This window comes from Maritalea sp. S77 (assembly GCF_049801075.1).
In the GTDB taxonomy this organism is placed as follows: domain Bacteria; phylum Pseudomonadota; class Alphaproteobacteria; order Rhizobiales; family Devosiaceae; genus Maritalea.
In genome coordinates, this window is sequence record NZ_JBNAGG010000006.1 from 88,580 (window position 1) to 102,468 (window position 13,889).

A 13,889-nucleotide genomic window follows, 5' to 3' on the forward strand; every position below is an offset into this window, starting at 1 on the left:
AGAGAATTGTGCTTTCATGGATTTTGATTTTACTTGTGGTTGCGGCGGTAGCAGGTCTTTTGGGCCTTAGCACATTGTCAGGCTTAGCGATGACTGGCGCAAAAGTCCTTATCGGATTTGTGCTTGTTGTCTTCCTGCTGGTGATTTTGGGAATCGTCTCGATTGCCTAAAGCGACATGGCGCCAATCAACTCGTCAAAATCCTTGCTATCGATTAGCTTCATCGACCAGTCGCCATAGGCACGTTCGGTGATCGGTTTGCGCATCAATTCAATGATGCTGGCATGGCGGCTATCATCCTTGATCTTTCGCATCAATCTATCGATTTCTGCCTCATCGCCTTCAAGGACTTGGGCAAAGATTTTGCCATTATAGGCGAGAGCGCCGGTTATTTCTTTATCGGCGTTCTTTGATTGGGCCGATTCCAGGATGGCGGCAATATCTTTATAGTCTAAATTGTCGAGAGCCGTGCTGACATAGAGAAGTCTAATCATGGTGCCTCAGCAGTTTTTTGGTTTGCAATGCAATCCAGTTTAACCGCTGAGACTAAATTAATCCTGAAAACAGGATTAGAGGTAGATCAGCTCCTTCTTAGGCGCTCATGGCATGAACAAGCTCATCAAATTTGAGCCCTTCAATATGCTTCATGTGCCATCCTTCAAAGGCGCGCTTTTCAGTTGATGTTCGTGCTACTTCAATAACGCCTGAATGGCGTTCATCATTTTTGATGTTGTCCATCAGTTGCTCGAGGTGGATTTCATCACCTTCCAGCACTTGGGCGAAATTGACTCCATTATAGGCCAACGCCCCTGTGATTTCGAACTTTGCGTTGTGCTGCTTCGCGGTAGCAACAATCTGTGTAATTTCAGTTTCAGTCAGGTTAGGCATAGCAGTGCTGACATAAAATATTCTAATCAAGTTATTGTCCCCGACAATAGTAGATGATGTGTCACAACATTAAATTGTTAAGTGAATATGGCAAGTGTATAGCAACTTATAGTTGCGATATTTTTACAACATATTCGCATGTTTGGCTGGTGATCCCGGCGCGATTCGAACGCGCGACCCCCAGATTAGGAATCTGGTGCTCTATCCAACTGAGCTACGGGACCACGGGTGCAATCTACCCAAACAATTGCAAAGAGAAAAGCGGTTTGCGGGGATGATTTTCGCCTTAATTTGGTGCAACATCTTCTTTGATATTTTTGAGCGGGGTCTTTATGGGATTCTCCAGTAAGTTTGGAGCGGTTTTAGTGGCGGGTGTTCTTTCAGTGGCAGGCTGCACAATGTCAGCCTATGCGTGTGAAACATTAACGCCGGGGCCCAAAGGTCGTGTGGTGGAAATCACCGATGGGGATACGTTGATCTTGGACAATAGCCAAAAGGTGCGCCTGATCGGGATGCAGGCACCCAAATTGCCCCTTGGTCGTATTGGCTTTGAGACATGGCCGCTGGCTGAAGAATCAAAAGATTTTCTAGCAGATTTTGCCCTTGGTGAGGATGTTCAGGTTTTTTATGGGTCGACCCGCAAGGATCGGCATGGCCGGGTGCTGGGGCATGTGTTTGTGGATGGCGAACGGCAAAAGTGGGCGCAAAAGGCGGTGATCAGCAATGGGCTGGCCCGCGTTTATTCGTTCGATGATAATCGCCATTGTTTGGACGAGCTTTATACCGCAGAGCGGCAAGCTCGCGTTGATCGCAAAGGCATTTGGGCGCTGGATTATTATCAAATCCGACAAGCTGAAAAGCCTGATCGTTTGGTGAAGCTGGCGGGGCGCTATGAATTGGTGGAAGGCCGCGTTTTTGATGTAGGCGAATCCAACGGGCGGGTATATTTGAATTTTGGCCGCGATTGGGACACAGATTTCACTGTTGTAATCCAAAGAGGGGCGCTAAGTGCCTTTAAAAAGGCGGATTTTGACCCCAGAAAACTCAGCAATGCCTTAATTCGGGTTCGCGGTTGGGTGGATGATCACGACGGGCCGCGCATTGATGTTACGCACCCAGAGCAGATTGAAATATTGGCGGCGCAGTAGGTAAAAATATGAAAAGACGTCACATTTTCGTTGCCGTGGCGGTGGCTGGTCTTTTGTCCGGCTGCACTAGCGTTTTTACTGGCGGTGTCGGCACTTCGCAATTGGGCGGGCGCACGGCTGATCGTGTGCCGGCAGGCGCAGATCCGAGCGATAATATCATCGGCCAGCGCGAACATCCAAAAATTGTTGCCACTTATGGCGGGGTTTATAACCATCGCCCAGCAGAAATTATGCTGGCTCGCATGGCGGGTAAATTGCTGGTGGCGGCGGAGCAGCCAAATCAGAGCCTCACGGTGACCATTTTGGATTCTCCTGAAGTGAATGCCTTTGCACTGCCGGGCGGCTATATTTATGTGACACGGGGTATCTTGGCGCTTGCGAGCGATGAGGCAGAGCTGGCTGCGGTGATCTCGCACGAGATCGCGCACTTAACATTGTGCCATGCCCGCGAGCGGTCCAATCGGGAACGTACCAGCAAAATTGTTGATCGGGTAATTTCTGGCATTTTAGGGGCCAACCCGGACACGGATCAGTCTTTGGCGCGGTCAAAGCTTTCATTGGCGGCATTCTCGCAGGCGCAGGAATTAGCCGCGGACCGGGCGGGCGTTTTGGTGGCTGGTGCGGCGGGGTATGATCCACATGCTGCTGCGCGGTTCTTGTCGCAGATGGGGCGGTTTGCGGCCTTCACCGAGGGTGACAAAAGTGGCGATGACTTCTTATCCTCCCACCCCTCAACGCCATCGCGTATTGAAGAGGCAGTGAAATCTGCCCGGCAATTGGGTGCGCCCGGTATTGGTGAAACGGAGCGTGCACGCTATCAACGTGCCATTGATGGGTTGGCCTTTGGCCCCAATCCCGAAAATGGCACAATTGTTGGCCAGCGTTTTATCTATCCGGCGCTTAAGTTTACATTTGCTGTGCCAAACAGCTATCAGTTGAGCAATGGTGCCGCATCGGTCGTTGCTGTGGCTGAAAGCGGCACTGCATTGCGCTTTGATAGCGCTGAAGTGCCCGCCACTCTATCATTGGAAGACTATTTGCGCTCGGGCTGGGTGGCTGGTTTGAATGCTGATTCCGTTCGTGCGGGGCGGCAAAATGGCGTTGATCGTGTCACCGCAACGGCGACGACCGAGAAGTGGTTTTTCCGCATTGCGGCAGTGCGGTTTGATGATCGTGTTTATCGATTCATCTTTGCGGCCGAGCGCGACAGCAAGAGCTTTAAGCAAGAGTTTGAGCGCACCATCGATAGTTTCCGCCGAGTGAAAGCCGGTGATCTAAAGCTGATCCAGAATTTTGAGATTGATATTGTGACCGCAAAGCAGGGGCAACGCGCGGGCGATTTGTCTGCCATGATGGCGGGTGTAAAACGTCGCGATGATTTGTTCTTGATTTTGAATGGTCTTTATCCGGGCGATCCATTGGTGGCCGGGCAGGGCTACAAAATTATTAGCCCTGAATAGATGCTTGCGAACATAAAAAAGGCCGTGATCCCGAAGGATAACGGCCTTTTTGATCTGATTGGCTTGGTTGCCTTATGCAGCAGCTTCTTCGCCAGCCTCGTCTGATTTTGCGCCACGACGTGGGCTTTTCGCGAGGTTTTTCTGAATAAGCTTGACCGCCTCTGTCAATGAAATGCGGTTAACAACAGCAATTTCACGGCTCATGCGATCGATCGCAGCTTCAAACAATTGACGCTCTGAATATGACTGCTCAGGCTGGTCGTCAGAACGGAACAGGTCGCGCACAACTTCTGAAATTGAGATCAAGTCACCTGAGTTGATCTTGGCTTCATATTCTTGTGCCCGGCGGCTCCACATGGTGCGCTTCACGCGGGCGCGACCAGTAACTGTTGTTAGTGCTTTTTCGACTGTTGCTTCGTCTGCCAATTTGCGCATGCCAACGGTTTTAACTTTCGCTAGCGGCACACGTAGGGTCAACTTATCCTGCTCAAAATTAATAACAAAAAGTTCTAGGGAAAGACCTGCAACTTCTTGCTCTTCAATGCCGGTAATCTGGCCAACGCCATGTGATGGGTAAACAACGAACTCGCCTGTTTTAAACCCCTGACGTTGTACTGATTTTTTAGTTGCCATATAATGGTACTCCTGTTGACGCCCAAACGTTTCCCACGTTTGTTAGGCTTTTATCGCCCCTAGTCGCTGTTTATTCTGACACAAGAATTAGGCACCAATTCTCATTGGTTACCAAATTGTTAATCCTGTCCTTGTGAGGCAAAAAAAACGTGCCCTCCGGCACGGCTGGTTAGAATAAATTCGCGACTGTTATCTATTTGTAACACAAAATGCCGCCAGAATCAATTTTGGCGGCATTAGGACTTGTCCAGCAATTTTTTATAGTAAAAGAGGCACTAATTTAGTGAAGTCTAGTCGCCTTCGCCAGGTGCTTCTGAGAAGTATTTCTCAAGCTTGCCTTTTTCACCATCAAACTTTTCAGCGTCAGACGGGGCGTCGCGCTTCTCAGTGATGTTTGGCCACACTTCAGCAAACTTGGTGTTCAGCTCCAACCAGCTCTCAAGGCCAGGCTCAGTGTCCGGCACAATGGCTTCTGCTGGGCATTCAGGCTCACACACGCCACAGTCAATACATTCATCAGGGTGGATCACCAACATGTTCTCACCCTCATAGAAGCAATCAACAGGACAAACTTCTACGCAATCCATATATTTACATTTGATGCAATTGTCGGTGACGATATAGGTCATGTAGCCAATTCCACTTTGTTATTTGACCGCACAAAAACGGTTTCAGAATGGGTTTATTGGCTAAAGCCTTTTCCCAAAAAGTGCAAGTCATGAAACGGGGTTTCCTTTTTCAAAGTTTGGCGAATTTTGAAAAAGCCAAGTTGTTTTTGCCGCAAAAACAAAATGGTTGCAGAATCAGAGCGGTTCTTTGCCCAACAGGGTCTCGGTTTGGCGGCGTTCTTTCTTGGTGGGGCGGCCCGCGCCTTTTTCGCGCACGGCTTGCGGTAGTGGTCGAGGACCGTCCGATTTGGGCAGTGGGGGCGGGCTTAAATCTTCATATAGTTCAGCCGCTTGCGTAGCTGACCCCCGCTTCTCGCCCAATTCGACAACACGATAGATTTTGATTTGGCGGGGAAGGGTGACGGTGAGCACGTCGCCCACCTTCACTTTATGCGCACAATCGCTGCAGCGCTCTTTATTGATTTTAACGTGGCCGCCATTAACCAGCTTTTGCGCAAGGGTGCGCGTTTTGACGCAGCGGACAAACCACAGCCATTTATCAATGCGTTGTTTGCCCGCTGGCGTGTTCATTTATTGTTTTTTGAGGGCCATCAACGCGGCGAAAGGCGAATCGGGATCGATAGGCTTTTGCTTTTTCTCAGGGCGTTGATTTTGGTTGGCGTGACGCTTAGGCCCTTTGCCTTGATTTGGCTTGCCGCGCTTTTGGCCTTTTGCAGGGCGTTTAGCGCCTTGCTTGGCCCCATGCGGCTTGCGGTTATTGTTGCGCCCACCTGGGAACCAGATTTCGTCAAACTGTTCTTCCGCTTCTGCCGGTTCAGCTGCTTCCGTCTTGGCTTCAGCGAGTTCTGCGCTCGCTTCCGGTGTTTCTGTAGGGGCCTCGGTTGCGGCTGCTTCTTCTGGCGTTGCGGTGGTTTCAGCATCTGCAGCGGGGGCTGCATCTGTTGCCGCTTCAGGCGTTGGTTCAATCTTTGTGCGGTTAACGCGATAGCCCAAGCTTTTCAGTACGGCGTTGAACTCTTCGCCCGCGCAGCCCAGCAAAGATGTCATTTCCACAGTAACGCGGAAGCCATTGCCGGGTGCTGCACCATCGGGTGCTTCAGTGTCTTGATTGCGTGCGGGATCAAAGCTGATCAAGGGGCGAATCAAATCCGCCAAGCGCTCAAGAATGTCGACACGCACAGCGCGTGGGCCGACCACTTTAAAGCCTGCAATTTCGTACAGCTCTTTGGCAAAGTTTTGGTCTACATCGATGGATGTACGGCCAGACAGAATAACCTGCGGCAGTTCTGAAACGCCGGGCTGGCGCACGCCGCCATTTTGCAGCGCCCACAACACCAGCGCCAACTCGCGCGGGGCAGGCTTAAGGGAAAGCGGCACATAGATATGGTAGGCACCAAATTTGACGCCCATTTTGCGCATCACGCCACGCACGTCTTGATCGAGGCCTTTAACCTCTTGCGCCACATCTTGACGGGGCAGCACGCCGAGTTTTTCGGCGATTTGATAGGCAACACCGCGGGCAGTGCCATCCAATTCGGTTGGTTCACGCAATTGCAGCAAAGGCTCCAGCAGCGTATTCACATGATGCTTGAGCCAAAGGCTCACCCGTTCTTGTACGGCTTCTAATTCAGCGCCGTTCAGGCTCTCATCTGCTAAGATCACGGCGCGCGGGCGGAACAGTTCGTCGCCTTGTGCTAGATCTGCGATGATTTCGCCGCGCCAGCGGATCAAACCGTCTGTCGCCAGCACAAATTCATCATTCGGCGCATCTGCAACTTTTTCAGCGCGCTTTTTAATTTCAGGTGCAATGGCCACGCCGGCGGCGGTGCGCAAATTCTTTGCATCTCCCCCTTCGCCGGGACTTAGATTAAAGCGAAAGCCTTCGATAGATCCGATTTTGTGGCCCTCAAGGGATACGTCGCCGCTTTGGGAAATTTCAGGTGTCGTCATATTCTTATCTCTTAAATGGCGCAGAAGGACGCTGGTGCGCCGATCGACAAATCTTTGGGTAAGTCGCTCATGGAGCGCATCTGATAAATTGTTTTCGATTTCACTTGTTTTTTCACGCCAGTAGGTCGGATCTTTTAGCCAGTTTTTACGATTTGCGACAAAAGTCCAAGTCCGAATTTGTTTAATTCGGTTGGACAATGTGTCAATGTCACCAGCGCTATTGTCGCAAAAGCTGACCTGTTCGTCCATCCAGTCTTCAAAAATATAGCCATTGGTGCCAAGATTTTGAAAGATTGTGGCAATTATCTCACCATGCTGTGCGGGTGAAATGCTGCGATAGTCCGGAATCTGCGCGCATTCCCATGCCAAACTGGTTTGTTCACGGCCTCTAACTTCGCCGATATTGGGGTGTCGCTGCAAAAATTCGAGAGCAATTTGGTCTTTGGCGGTGGGGATGTTGGTCAGCAATTTATGCTGTGCGGGTACTTCCAATGATTGTTGCAAAGCTTCGAGCGATCGCAGGTCGAAATCACGTGATCGCCATTGCATCACTTTAACCGGGGCAAATTGGTGGGTTTCTAATTGCTCGATCACTTCATCGGCAAAGGGCTCCAAGCCACCGGTTATGCCAAATGTGCCATCGCGTTTGTGCCGTCCCGCGCGGCCGGCAATTTGCGCCAGCTCTGCCGGGGTAAGGGGGCGCAATTGCTTGCCGTCAAACTTCATGTCCGCGGCGAAGGCCACATGGTGAATATCGAGATTGAGCCCCATGCCGATAGCATCTGTGGCCACCAGAAAGTCTACGTCGCCATTTTCATAAAGGTCGACTTGCGCATTTCGTGTGCGCGGGCTGAGCGCGCCCATCACCACTGCCGCACCACCGCGCTGGCGGCGGATCAGTTCAGCGATGGCATAAACTTCGTTTGCGGAAAAGGCGACAATAGCTGAGCGTCGGGGCTGGCGCGTGATTTTCTTTGACCCGACATAGTCCAAATTTGAGAAGCGGGGGCGCATGATGATGTCAACATCGGGCAGCAGGGCCGAGATGATTGGGGCCATTGTGCCCGCGCCCAGCAGCAAGGTTTCTTGCGTGCCGCGGCTGTGTAAAATCCGGTCGGTGAAAACGTGGCCACGATCGAGATGGGTGGCAGTCTGAATTTCATCCACCACCACGCACTCAACGCTCAGTTCAGTTGGCATCGCCTCAACGGTGGCCACCCAATAGCGTGCCTTGTCTGGCACGATTCGCTCTTCACCTGTCACCAGGGCAACATGTTCTTTGCCCGCACGCTGGCACAGCGTTTGATAAATCTCACGCGCCAATAGCCGCAAGGGCAGCCCGATCATGCCCGACCGGTGGGCCAGCATGCGCTCAATCGCATAATGGGTTTTGCCGGTATTGGTCGGCCCCAGAATGGCTTTGAGATTGGGGCCCTTTGCCGGGCGGATGAAATGGTGAGGTGCGTTCATAGATTCTTTGGGCCAAACAGTTTCAAAAAGTGGCTTTAGCCGCGCTTTATGTCGGTTTCAATTTGAAACATGTTGGGATGATGGTGCCAGTGCTGTTTACGAATAGTACAAAATGCGAACAAACAAAGTCCGAATCGCGCTTTTCCCCATATTCTGATTTCGTTCTATACTGTATATAGTAGGGCAGTGGTGGTCAGCCCACAATTTTGAAACTTTTAATCAAAACTTTACCATAATTTCGGCTTTTTCCGTTTAGAATGATGAAGGATTGGTTAAAATTGTAACTTTGTTTACCTGCCTTGTTTTTGTGTGAACCGCAAGGGCCTGAAATTAATTGCGATCTTAACGTTTTGAACGCCGAAAATAAGGCGCTTTTTCGCGAAAATTTACAAAAAAGCTATTGCCGTTTCATTTTGGGATTGGGCGCGCAAAGGAATCGTGCCCTCAAGATTGGAAGCGCAGACTTGCTTATTTTACGCTGACGCGGGTCAAAACCATAGAAAGGTCACCAAATGCGGTGCCGATCAAAACGCGATAAGGAATCGCATATCCCGTGTTTTTGAGGGGCGCAAACCACATGAGAAAACGCTGGTTGTTTTTCATGTATGTGGTGCTTGCGCTGTCGCTGAAATGTCCAGAAATTGGCTTGTAGCGCAATTTACAAAGCACAACGGGGCCCTGATAGCCTGTGCGTTGGGACGTGGCGGTTTGATTTTCTGCAAAGCTCATGTCGATATCGAACCGCTCAATGCCGGTGTAAATATCCATGCTGCGGTTGCAAATGGCGGGTGAAAGGCTATCGGCTTTGATCAGAAATGCCGCAACGGGATCGTTGATGCCCTTGCGGTGGCCAGAAGTTACTTCCACGCGGTTTACATTGTCCGTGAGTTCGGGGGTCACTTGAAAACTGGTGACGTTGCTGTTTTGCGCCTGAAACTTCACTTTGAAGGTTTCGTTGTTGGCCTTTGTTGCCAGCGTGAATTGTTCGGACTGTAGTCCGTTTGCCCCAACTTTGCCGTTAGAATTGAGATCGGCCGTACCCGCCGCCACCAGACTGGCGAGACCGGAGACCAGCCCATCAATATTAACCGCATAGGATTGGCCATTATTGTCAAAATCGACACTGACTTGGGCAATATTGACGCCGCGCAGGGTCACCACGTAATTGGCGTCAGCTTCAAATGCTGCTGCGCTTAGGGTGCCGGCGCAAAATAGGGCGGCTGTCGCCGCGATGAAGTTGCCACATAAATGCGCGGAAAAGCGCTTGACGGTCGACAGTTTCAAGGCCACGTTTCGCCCATGCTCCCTAAACAAAATCTTGGCCGACTGGCCGCTTCGAATCAGTTTTTCTTCACACTGGACGGTGATCGGGGAGGATTCAAGGCAAGAATGGGACAAATCAGCACTGAGGTGCTTGACTAAAGGGGCTAAGTTCTCTAATTAGACGCGACTTTTCATTAATATGAGATCGACAAGGCGCCGCCTTTAGAGCGGATTTGTCGGTGTTGACCGAACAGGATGTGAGTAAAATGGCACGACGTTGTGAACTTTCTGGCAAAGGCGTGATGTCAGGCAATAATGTGAGCCACGCGCTCAACCGGACTCGTCGCAAGTTTTTGCCTAACTTGTGCAGTGTGACTTTGATGTCTGAGGCGTTGGGCGAAGGTGTGAAACTGAAAGTTTCAGCTTCTGCATTGCGCACCGTTGAGCACCGTGGTGGTTTGGATGCCTATTTGCTGAAAGCAAAAGACACTGAATTGTCTCCACGCGCATTGACCGTGAAAAAAGAAGTGCGCAAGGCACTTGCTGAAGCGTCTTAAGTCTTTCGGCTTGAGCTGCTTGAAAATTTGAAGATTTTCGTTGGTGCCGCGCAAAGTTTTTGCGCGGTGCTTTTTGTTGGATGTGGCGCTGGTCACCTGCCGGTCTAGCCACTTATATAGAGGTGCATGAAATGGTGCTCACTCGTCTTTTTGTGGCCGTTTTGGCCATGGCTGTTGTGGTGACAGCGTCGAACTATTTGGTTCAATTTCCCGTACAAGCGCAATTGGGGCCTGCCAATTTGGCCGACATCCTCACCTGGGGCGCTTTTACCTACCCCTTCGCTTTTCTTGTTACAGATTTGACCAACCGCTTTTTCGGACCGCAAAAAGCACGGATTGTCGTGTTTGTTGGCTTTGCGACTGCTGTGTTGATGTCGATCTTTTTGGCGACGCCGCGTATTGCCGTTGCATCGGGCACCGCGTTTTTGACAGCGCAACTGCTTGATGTGTCTATCTTTGACCGTTTGCGCAATGGCGCATGGTGGAAAGCACCGCTGGTGTCTTCAGGCATTGCTTCTGTGATTGACACATTGCTGTTCTTCTCATTGGCGATGGCCCCGGCCTTTGCCTTTATCGATGGTTGGTTTGGCATGGAAGACAGCTCTTTGGGCTTCCCAGTTCCATTCCTCAGCTTTGGCGCAGAAACGCCGCTTTACCTTTCATTGGCCGTTGGCGACATGTTGGTGAAGGCCTTGGCCGTTGTCGCGCTCTTGTTGCCGTATCAGGCGCTGCGGCGCGCGATTGCATCGCGAGTAGAACCGGCAGCGGCATAGTTGAAATTCAAAACGCTGCACTTTGCGCAGCGTTTATCGTGAGCGAACCCCAAGCATTGTAAATTGTGCTTGGGGTTTATTTTTGCCTATTGAGGGCTGCAACGGGCGGATTTTTCCAACTGGATGGGGCAAAGGGGGTGGTGAGCGCCCGCTCGACCAAATCCAAATGGTCTTGGCCGTAAAAGGGATCTCCATCTAGAATATAGGTGGGGGAGCCAAAGATGTTGTTGGCAATGGCCCATTCGGTATTGGCTTGCAGCTTTTTCTGAATTGCCTCCGTGCCCGCCGCCGCCAGCAAGGCATCAGCGTCATGGCCCAGTTCGGTGGCTAGTCGATGCAGCGTCGGTAGGTCAGATTGATCCGCATCATCGCGCCAATGCGCTTCCAGCAATTTGTGTGACATGGCGTCGATGGTAGCCCCACGATCACCCAAAGCGAGAATCATGCCGGAGGCTAGGCCATAATCTTCATCGTGAAATGTCGGGCGATATTTGATGATCGGTACGTCGCGATATTCGGCCCAACGTTCAATTTCACGTCCAAAGAAATAATCTACGTTTGCCTGGGTCCGCGCTCTGAATGTCGGGCTGCGTTGTTGCTGCACCACTGGAGAAAGCAACATAGGACGATGGATCAGGGTGACACTATGTTTAGCGCAGATTTCTTGTAATTTTGCCGAGCCAATATAGGCAAAGGCAGAATGGACGGAGTAGGCATATTCGATCACGGGCATAATAATTTGCTCTAATTGTTGTGTGACACCTAAATGGCAGTGTTTCGTTGTCGCTCTAGCCCGTCAAGAATGAGCTCGAGCCCAAAATCAAACTGGGTTACGCCATCATATTCTTCATTAATCAGCGCCGTGGTTGCCCCATGAAGAAAGGGGTAGTCGGTCTTACTGATCATGGGCAGATAGTGGGAGGCGGCGGTGCGATATTCATCTGGCTCCACCGGGAAGTTTATCTCCTGCATCGTGTAGCCAAAAGTATGGCTATCAATGGCATTGCGCGCCCAGTCTGCGGCGGCGTAGGTAAAGCCCGCATTGATCAAACAGCCCAAAGTGGCGTCGCCATCGCGCATGGTTTGTTCGCCATTGGTGATGGTGGAGATCAGCAATGAAGGTGCCCATGGGTGCTTTAGAAAGGCTTGGCGCATGGAATGCGCTCGCCTGCGCATCATCTCTTTCCATTCTCCATCGGTTTGCGGGCGTTCAAACTCGGTCACCACATGGTCGAGCATCAGGCTGATCAAATCATCCTTATTTGCCACATGGTTGTAAATCGACATGGCTGTTACCCCCAAATTGGTGGCGAGCTTGCGCATGGAAAGGGCTTCAATGCCTTGGCCATCAGCCAATTTAATTGCGGCTTCGGATATTTTTCGCGCGTTTAGGGTGCGACGTTTATCGATTTGGGATGTCTGGCTCATGGGCAATCAACTTTACTCGAACTCACAAGGGGCTTGACTCATATACAGCGTATATTTATAGCTGGTCGGCGTCAAATATACGCTGTATATATAATGCAAGTTAGTTAGCCGATTGGAGGCGCAATGTCTGTTTCTGAAAAAATCTCCACCCTTTGGATCGTGGTCATGTTCAACATGGTCTTTGCCGATGTTTTGTCTTTCATCAGCCCCGGCTTTTTGGCAGAAGCATCCACTGGGGTGATTGATGGCATTACCATCACACCCATGTTCATTCTATTGGCGGCCATCTTTGCCCAGATCGCGATTGTGATGATTTTCTTATCGCGGGCTTTGCCACGCAGAAGCTGTCGCATTGCCAATTGGGTGGCTGTGGTGCTCACCATTTTGTTTGTTGTCGGCGGTGGCTCACTTGCGCCACACTACATTTTGTTCGCCTCGGTCGAAGTGTTGGCAATGCTATACATTGCATATCTGGCTTGGACGTGGCCGGACGATATGGCACGTGCTTAACCACACAAAAAAGCCCGCGACTTGCGTCGCGGGCTTTGTGATTCAGCAAAGCGCTTGTGTTTAATGTGCGGCCAAATAAGTCGCCAAAATATCGCGCGCAGCGCCAAGGTCAGTTTTGTCGACCATTTCAGTTACGGTGTGCACATAGCGTGTGCCCACCACAATGCCGATGGCTTTTGCGCCGGCAGCGGCTTGTTGTGCCGCCGCACCGTCTTGGCCGCCACGGGCCAAAATGGTGCGTTGATAAGGAATCTTGTTCTTTTCAGCCAGCTCTTCCATCTCGCGCACAAGGCCAATATCGGCGATGAAGCTTGAATCTTTGATGTGAAGGCCAACGCCTTCGCCTTGCACGGTCACACGCTGATGCTCAGGCACACCCGGTGTGTCGCAAGCAAGGGTCACATCAATGCCAAGGCCAATATCCGGCTTAATGGCGTAAGCGGCAGTGCGGGCGCCCCGCAGGCCAACTTCTTCTTGGGTGGTGAAAGCAACGTGGATCTCACATTCATGCTCGCCACCATCTTTGATCAATTTGCGAATTGATTCGATGCCCAACCAACAGGCCACACGGTTATCGAGCGCTTTGGACACAACTTTGTCCTGAAGATCGAGCAATGGCTCATCCATCACGATATAGTCGCCGACTTTTACTTTGTCTTTGGTTTTTTCGCCCATGCCGAGATCAACGAAGAACTCAGAAAGGCCGGGAACCTTTTTGGCATCGCCAGGCTCTTGAATATGGATTGGCTTGCCGCCTGGGTTCATCACGCCTTTATAGTCACCCTCATCGGTGCACACCAAAACACGGCGAGAGAACAAGTTGCGTGGATCAAACCCGCCAACAGGGTCGATATAGATATGGCCCTTGTCGCTGATGTGCGACACCAAAAAGCCAATCTCATCCATATGACAAAGCAGCATGACTTTTTGTGGAGTGCCTTTGCCTTTTTTGGTTGGGTTGCGCTTGCACAAAAGGGATCCCATTGGGTCGATGGAGACCTCATCAAAAAGCCCATCAATTTCTTTTTTGATCAAATCACGAATGCGATCTTCGCGTCCTGGCACACCTGGCGTTTCGCAAAGGCGTTTGAGTAGGTCGATGTTCATCTAAATATCCCTTATTATGGTCGTTGGTTGTTCTGGCGGGGAGCCCTAGGGGTCAGACCCCAGCTCTGGCGGAA

General features: G+C 51.0%; 16 protein-coding genes and 1 tRNA gene. 6 read left to right on the forward strand and 11 right to left on the reverse strand.

What is annotated here, in order from left to right; all coding sequences use genetic code 11:
* Window positions 1–8: 8 nt before the first annotated feature.
* Entirely contained in the window at window positions 9–170 is a 162-nt protein-coding gene (locus tag ACP15Y_RS16005; RefSeq protein ID WP_424984115.1) for a DUF1328 domain-containing protein, read from the forward strand.
* Here ACP15Y_RS16005 and ACP15Y_RS16010 read toward each other — a convergent pair.
* The 3 genes from ACP15Y_RS16010 to ACP15Y_RS16020 form a co-directional block, all read right to left on the reverse strand.
* Window positions 167–493, reverse strand: a complete 327-nt coding sequence (locus tag ACP15Y_RS16010) for a BLUF domain-containing protein (RefSeq protein ID WP_424984116.1) — start codon at window positions 491–493, stop codon at window positions 167–169. The genes ACP15Y_RS16005 and ACP15Y_RS16010 overlap by 4 nt on opposite strands.
* Before the next feature lie 97 nt (window positions 494–590).
* Entirely contained in the window at window positions 591–917 is a 327-nt protein-coding gene (locus ACP15Y_RS16015) for a BLUF domain-containing protein (protein ID WP_424984117.1), read from the reverse strand.
* A 117-nt stretch (window positions 918–1,034) separates the two neighbouring features.
* Window positions 1,035–1,111 (reverse strand) — tRNA-Arg (locus tag ACP15Y_RS16020).
* A 141-nt stretch (window positions 1,112–1,252) separates the two neighbouring features.
* Here ACP15Y_RS16020 and ACP15Y_RS16025 point away from each other — a divergent pair.
* Together ACP15Y_RS16025 and ACP15Y_RS16030 are read left to right on the forward strand one after the other, a co-directional pair.
* Window positions 1,253–2,035, forward strand: a complete 783-nt coding sequence (locus ACP15Y_RS16025; RefSeq protein WP_424984118.1) for a thermonuclease family protein — start codon at window positions 1,253–1,255, stop codon at window positions 2,033–2,035.
* Between the two features lie 8 nt (window positions 2,036–2,043).
* Complete coding sequence (locus ACP15Y_RS16030) at window positions 2,044–3,495, forward strand: M48 family metalloprotease (protein WP_424984119.1); 1,452 nt, start codon at window positions 2,044–2,046, stop codon at window positions 3,493–3,495.
* A gap of 72 nt (window positions 3,496–3,567) precedes the next feature.
* Here the strand turns inward: ACP15Y_RS16030 and ACP15Y_RS16035 are convergent, their stop codons facing one another.
* From ACP15Y_RS16035 to ACP15Y_RS16055, 5 genes are all read right to left on the reverse strand, one after another.
* On the reverse strand, window positions 3,568–4,128 hold the full coding sequence (locus ACP15Y_RS16035; RefSeq protein ID WP_424984120.1) for a CarD family transcriptional regulator: 561 nt from the start codon (window positions 4,126–4,128) through the stop codon (window positions 3,568–3,570).
* Between the two features lie 290 nt (window positions 4,129–4,418).
* On the reverse strand, window positions 4,419–4,757 hold the full coding sequence (gene fdxA, locus ACP15Y_RS16040) for a ferredoxin FdxA (protein ID WP_424984121.1): 339 nt from the start codon (window positions 4,755–4,757) through the stop codon (window positions 4,419–4,421).
* Window positions 4,758–4,931: 174 nt separating this feature from the next.
* Entirely contained in the window at window positions 4,932–5,327 is a 396-nt protein-coding gene (locus tag ACP15Y_RS16045) for an RNA-binding S4 domain-containing protein (RefSeq protein ID WP_424984122.1), read from the reverse strand.
* Window positions 5,328–8,177: a helicase-related protein gene (locus ACP15Y_RS16050; protein WP_424984123.1), complete on the reverse strand. Its 2,850-nt coding sequence runs from the start codon at window positions 8,175–8,177 to the stop codon at window positions 5,328–5,330. It lies immediately after the preceding gene.
* Window positions 8,178–8,645: 468 nt separating this feature from the next.
* The gene (locus tag ACP15Y_RS16055) at window positions 8,646–9,467 is read right to left on the reverse strand and encodes a DUF3108 domain-containing protein (protein ID WP_424984124.1); all 822 of its coding nucleotides are present in this window, start codon (window positions 9,465–9,467) and stop codon (window positions 8,646–8,648) included.
* Window positions 9,468–9,706: 239 nt separating this feature from the next.
* On the opposite strand from ACP15Y_RS16055, the gene rpmB reads away from it, so the two are divergent.
* Together rpmB and ACP15Y_RS16065 are read left to right on the forward strand one after the other, a co-directional pair.
* Window positions 9,707–9,997 carry a 50S ribosomal protein L28 gene (gene rpmB / locus ACP15Y_RS16060; RefSeq protein ID WP_424984125.1) on the forward strand — a complete coding sequence of 97 codons (291 nt, stop codon included), beginning with the start codon at window positions 9,707–9,709 and terminating at the stop codon, window positions 9,995–9,997.
* Window positions 9,998–10,128: 131 nt separating this feature from the next.
* Window positions 10,129–10,770, forward strand: a complete 642-nt coding sequence (locus tag ACP15Y_RS16065; protein WP_424984126.1) for a queuosine precursor transporter — start codon at window positions 10,129–10,131, stop codon at window positions 10,768–10,770.
* Window positions 10,771–10,846: 76 nt separating this feature from the next.
* Here ACP15Y_RS16065 and ACP15Y_RS16070 read toward each other — a convergent pair whose 3' ends face one another.
* Together ACP15Y_RS16070 and ACP15Y_RS16075 are read right to left on the reverse strand one after the other, a co-directional pair.
* Window positions 10,847–11,503, reverse strand: a complete 657-nt coding sequence (locus ACP15Y_RS16070; protein WP_424984127.1) for a 2-hydroxychromene-2-carboxylate isomerase — start codon at window positions 11,501–11,503, stop codon at window positions 10,847–10,849.
* 29 nt (window positions 11,504–11,532) lie between these two features.
* A complete protein-coding gene (locus ACP15Y_RS16075) occupies window positions 11,533–12,198 on the reverse strand; it encodes a TetR/AcrR family transcriptional regulator C-terminal domain-containing protein (protein WP_424984128.1) in 666 nt (221 codons plus the stop codon).
* A 123-nt stretch (window positions 12,199–12,321) separates the two neighbouring features.
* On the opposite strand from ACP15Y_RS16075, the gene ACP15Y_RS16080 reads away from it, so the two are divergent.
* On the forward strand, window positions 12,322–12,708 hold the full coding sequence (locus ACP15Y_RS16080; protein WP_424984129.1) for a DUF6326 family protein: 387 nt from the start codon (window positions 12,322–12,324) through the stop codon (window positions 12,706–12,708).
* A 60-nt stretch (window positions 12,709–12,768) separates the two neighbouring features.
* Here the strand turns inward: ACP15Y_RS16080 and ACP15Y_RS16085 are convergent, their stop codons facing one another.
* Entirely contained in the window at window positions 12,769–13,815 is a 1,047-nt protein-coding gene (locus ACP15Y_RS16085; protein WP_424984130.1) for a M42 family metallopeptidase, read from the reverse strand.
* Window positions 13,816–13,889: the final 74 nt, after the last annotated feature.

What these genes read in the sequence shown, in the direction of transcription:
- ACP15Y_RS16010 (WP_424984116.1), bottom strand. Translation starts at nt 493, where the DNA reads ATGATTAGACTTCTCTATGTCAGCACGGCTCTCGACAATTTAGACTAT.
- ACP15Y_RS16030 (WP_424984119.1), top strand. Translation starts at nt 2,044, where the DNA reads ATGAAAAGACGTCACATTTTCGTTGCCGTGGCGGTGGCTGGTCTTTTG.
- ACP15Y_RS16035 (WP_424984120.1), bottom strand. Translation starts at nt 4,128, where the DNA reads ATGGCAACTAAAAAATCAGTACAACGTCAGGGGTTTAAAACAGGCGAG.
- fdxA (WP_424984121.1), bottom strand. Translation starts at nt 4,757, where the DNA reads ATGACCTATATCGTCACCGACAATTGCATCAAATGTAAATATATGGAT.
- ACP15Y_RS16045 (WP_424984122.1), bottom strand. Translation starts at nt 5,327, where the DNA reads ATGAACACGCCAGCGGGCAAACAACGCATTGATAAATGGCTGTGGTTT.
- ACP15Y_RS16050 (WP_424984123.1), bottom strand. Translation starts at nt 8,177, where the DNA reads ATGAACGCACCTCACCATTTCATCCGCCCGGCAAAGGGCCCCAATCTC.
- rpmB (WP_424984125.1), top strand. Translation starts at nt 9,707, where the DNA reads ATGGCACGACGTTGTGAACTTTCTGGCAAAGGCGTGATGTCAGGCAAT.
- ACP15Y_RS16065 (WP_424984126.1), top strand. Translation starts at nt 10,129, where the DNA reads ATGGTGCTCACTCGTCTTTTTGTGGCCGTTTTGGCCATGGCTGTTGTG.
- ACP15Y_RS16070 (WP_424984127.1), bottom strand. Translation starts at nt 11,503, where the DNA reads ATGCCCGTGATCGAATATGCCTACTCCGTCCATTCTGCCTTTGCCTAT.
- ACP15Y_RS16075 (WP_424984128.1), bottom strand. Translation starts at nt 12,198, where the DNA reads ATGAGCCAGACATCCCAAATCGATAAACGTCGCACCCTAAACGCGCGA.
- ACP15Y_RS16080 (WP_424984129.1), top strand. Translation starts at nt 12,322, where the DNA reads ATGTCTGTTTCTGAAAAAATCTCCACCCTTTGGATCGTGGTCATGTTC.
- ACP15Y_RS16085 (WP_424984130.1), bottom strand. Translation starts at nt 13,815, where the DNA reads ATGAACATCGACCTACTCAAACGCCTTTGCGAAACGCCAGGTGTGCCA.